Origin of the sequence: Streptomyces sp. RP5T (assembly GCF_003933965.1) — a bacterium.
In the GTDB taxonomy this organism is placed as follows: Bacteria; Actinomycetota; Actinomycetes; order Streptomycetales; family Streptomycetaceae; genus Streptomyces.
Genome location: NZ_RSAJ01000753.1, coordinates 1 through 3,462, shown reverse-complemented (window position 1 = coordinate 3,462; position 3,462 = coordinate 1). Strand labels below are relative to the sequence as shown.

Genomic DNA, 3,462 nt, shown 5'->3' with positions numbered 1-3,462 from the left:
GGATCCCCTCCGTCGACCGCCCCGACCCCGTCGCCGTACTGGAACGCCAGGGCCGCGACCGCCTCACCGAACTGCTCCCGATCCGGTACGGCAGGATGTCGGCGTCCCCCCTTGCCTTCCTGCGGGGCGCGACCGCCGTGATGGCCGCCGACCTCGCCGCCCTGCCGCACACCGGCCTCACCGTGCAGCTCTGCGGCGACGCCCACCTGCTCAACTTCGGTCCGTACGCCTCCCCGGAGGGCTCCCGCTCTCTCCTCTTCGGCCTCAACGACTTCGACGAGACCTTCCCCGGCCCCTTCGAGTGGGACGTCAAGCGGCTCGCCGCGAGCGTGGCCGTGGCCGCCCGCGAGAACGGGCACAACGAGGCCAAGGCCCACCGGGCGGCGGGCGAGGCGGTCACCGCGTACCGCACGGCGATGCGCCGGCTGGCCCGGATGGGAGAGCTGGAGGTCTGGTACGAGGGCGTCGACGCCGACAGCCTGCCGCCCCTGGTTCGTCCCCGCGGCCACCAGCGGGGCGGCGGGTCCAGCCTCACCCGGGTGCGCCGCCGCACCAGCCTCCAGGCGCTCGACAAGCTCACGGAGGTCGTCGACGGCCGCCGCCGCATCATCCACGACCCGCCCCTGCTCGAACCGGCCGGTGCCCCCGACACGGCCGGCCTGCGCAAGATCTTCAGCGACTACCGCTCCACGCTCTCCGAGGAACGCCGGATCCTCCTGGACCGCTACCGCTTCGTCGACGCGGCCCGCAAGGTCGTCGGCGTCGGCAGCGTCGGCCTGCGCTGCTTCATCGTGCTGCTGGCCGGGCGGGACGCCGACGACCTGTTGTTCCTGCAGATCAAGGAGGCGCGGACGGCCGTACTGGAGGAGCATCTGCCACACGGCCCCTACGTCCATCCCGGCCGTCGTGTGGTCGTGGGCCAGCGGCTGATCCAGGCGGAGAGCGACATCTTCCTGGGCTGGATGAGCGGACCGCAGGGCAGGGCCTTCTACTGGCGCCGGCTGCGTGACACGAAGGGGGTCCCGGACGTCGCCGGCATGTCCCCGTCGGACCTCAGGGCCTACGCCCGCCTGTGCGGCACCACGCTGGCCCGCGGCCACGCCCGCTCCGGCGACCGGATCGCCATCGCCGCGTATCTGGGCGGCGCCGACACCTTCGACCAGGCGGTCGCCGACTTCGCCCTCGCCTACGCCGCCCGGACCACGTCCGACCACGCGACCCTGTGCGCCGCCATCGCCGCGGGCGTCGTCACGGCGGCCCCGGGCGAGTGAACCCGGCCTCCCCGGCAGGGCGAAAAGCTGCGCGCAGGGCCGGCATCAGCCCGCCGGTCCGGGGCTAGTCTTCTACACCACACCCACGCACACGGAGGCCCGTCATGGGCACCATTGTCCTTTCCGGGACCGTCGTCCTGGTCATCCTGGGCTTCGGGAACCACACCTGGTGGCTCGTCGCCGTAGCCCTGCTCTTCGTGTACATGCAGTACGGCCGGGGCGGTGCCTCGGCGTCCTCGTCGGGCGGTTCCTCGGGCGGCTCGTCCGGCGGTGGTTCGGGGGCCGTGCCCGGCAGCTACCGGGCCTACCGCGACCGCCGGGACAAGCAGGCCAAGTGGGACCGCCGCTACCGCCGCGAGCGTCCCCTGGAGTCCCGTCGGCAGGCGCGTGAAAGAAAAAGCTAGGGACTTCGCGGGCGCCCGGGCCGGGGCTCAGAGACCGGGGGCGCCCCACAGGGGGAACCAGCGGTTCAGGTCCTGCTCGATCCGCAGATCGTCCGTGAGCGCGGCCTTCACCCGCAGCTCCAGCGCGTTGTCGCGCCGCTGTGCCGAGCCGGGCAGCGGCGCGAAGGGGTAGAAGGTGCCGCGTTTGTAGAGGTAGACCAGCGCGAGGGAACGGCCCTCGGGGTCCTTGAACCCGGCCAGCGAGCACAGCAGTTGCGGCCCGAAGCCGTTGACCTCCATCGAACTGTTCACCGCGTGCAGGTCGTTGACGAGCTGCGGCAGCTGCTCCGGGACCCGCTCGGAGACCAGCCAGGAGTAGCCGAAGTCGTCCCTGACGAGTTCCACGGGCGGGCCGTCCCGGTCGGCGTCCGCGTCCAGCAGCGCCTGGACCTCCCGGTGCGTCTGCTCGAAGACCGCGCCCTCGACCGTGGCGAAGCACACCGCCCCGCGCCCGGTCGGGGTGAAGGAGACGGCCGCCTCCAGCGTGATGGCCGCCGACGGCAGCGCGAAGAGCTGGTCGAGATCGGGTGCGACGGGCTTCGTGCGCCCCAGCAGGATGTCCAGCAGCCCCATTCTCAGCCCGCCTTCCCGGGCTCCAGCGGCTCACCCAGCTCCGCGGAGATCCGGCCCAGCTGCTCCAGCCGCTGTTCCAGGGACGGGTGGGTGGAGAAGAACCGCTCGAAGCCGGGCTCCTTGCCGGTGGCGGGAGTGAAGTAGAAGGCGTTGAAGGCCTGGGCGGTGCGCAGGTCCTTGGTGGGGATGCGGGCGAGGTCCCCGGTGACCTTGGTGAGCGCGGAGGCGAGGGCCGAGGGGCGCCCGGTGAGCAGGGCCGCGGCCCGGTCCGCCGCCAGTTCGCGGTACCGGGACAGCGCCCTGATCAGCAGGAAGCTGAGCGCGTACACGGCCGCCGAGACACCCATCACGGCGGCGAAGATCACGGCGGTGTTCTGGTCCCTCCGTCCGCCGAACAGCTGGCTGTAGAACGCGAACCGCACGATCAGTCCGGCGATCACCCCGAGGAAGGACGCGATGGTGATCACGGCGACGTCCTTGTGCGCCACGTGCGACAACTCGTGCGCCAGCACACCCTCCAGCTCACCGGGCTCCAGCCGGTCGAGCAGCCCGGTCGTCACGCACACCACGGCGTTGTCCGGGCTGCGGCCGGTGGCGAACGCGTTCGGCATGCCCATCGTGGAGACCGCGACCACGGGTTTGGGCATGTCCGCGAGCGCGCACAACCGGTCGACCACGGCATGCAGTTCGGGATACTCCGTGGGCTCCACGACCCGCCCGCGCATCGCGAACAGCGCGATCTTGTCGGAGAACCAGAACTGCGCCACGAACATCACGCCGAGCAGCCCCACCACGACCAGCCAGGACTTCAGCACCACGATCAGCGCGGCGACGAACGCCACGTACAGCAGCCCGAGCAGGAACATCGTGACCGTCATCCGTACGGTCAACCGCCGGTCGCTCCGGAAACGACTCCGCATCTCCACCACCCCGCAGTCAGGCACTCGCCCCACCTTCAGTGTGCACCCGCCACCACCCATGAGGCGGTCCCGATCGGCCCTAGTACCAGCAAAGGCTCAGCCCCGCAGCCCTCCCACAGCCACCGCTCGGCCGTTCCGGGCCCCACATCCGCCGCCATAGGATGCCATCGCGGCACCGCCTGCCGGGCCCCGCGAGAGACGCCTCGCATACGACCCCGGGCGCGGGGTCGCCGAGCCGTGGGCCGGGCCTAGTAC

4 protein-coding genes are annotated in these 3,462 nt (G+C 71.7%); 2 read left to right on the top strand and 2 right to left on the bottom strand.

Annotated features, from left to right (window positions below; all coding sequences use genetic code 11):
• Both EHS43_RS40400 and EHS43_RS40395 read left to right on the top strand, forming a co-directional pair.
• A partial coding sequence (locus EHS43_RS40400) for a DUF2252 domain-containing protein (protein WP_148104233.1) occupies positions 1-1,271 on the top strand: 1,271 nt, incomplete at its 5' end.
• 104 nt (positions 1,272-1,375) lie between these two features.
• Positions 1,376-1,675, top strand: coding sequence for a hypothetical protein (locus EHS43_RS40395; RefSeq protein ID WP_125195520.1), 300 nt, complete (start codon positions 1,376-1,378; stop codon positions 1,673-1,675).
• 27 nt (positions 1,676-1,702) lie between these two features.
• On the opposite strand, the gene EHS43_RS40390 is transcribed toward EHS43_RS40395, so the two are convergent.
• Both EHS43_RS40390 and htpX read right to left on the bottom strand, forming a co-directional pair.
• Positions 1,703-2,287, bottom strand: a complete 585-nt coding sequence (locus tag EHS43_RS40390) for a hypothetical protein (RefSeq protein WP_125195519.1) — start codon at positions 2,285-2,287, stop codon at positions 1,703-1,705.
• A gap of 2 nt (positions 2,288-2,289) precedes the next feature.
• Positions 2,290-3,207: a zinc metalloprotease HtpX gene (gene htpX, locus EHS43_RS40385; protein WP_125195518.1), complete on the bottom strand. Its 918-nt coding sequence runs from the start codon at positions 3,205-3,207 to the stop codon at positions 2,290-2,292.
• Positions 3,208-3,462: the final 255 nt, after the last annotated feature.

Bases quoted from the DNA above. Each gene is read 5' to 3' on its own strand.
- htpX (WP_125195518.1), bottom strand. From the start codon at position 3,207: ATGCGGAGTCGTTTCCGGAGCGACCGGCGGTTGACCGTACGGATGACG.
- EHS43_RS40395 (WP_125195520.1), top strand. From the start codon at position 1,376: ATGGGCACCATTGTCCTTTCCGGGACCGTCGTCCTGGTCATCCTGGGC.
- EHS43_RS40390 (WP_125195519.1), bottom strand. From the start codon at position 2,287: ATGGGGCTGCTGGACATCCTGCTGGGGCGCACGAAGCCCGTCGCACCC.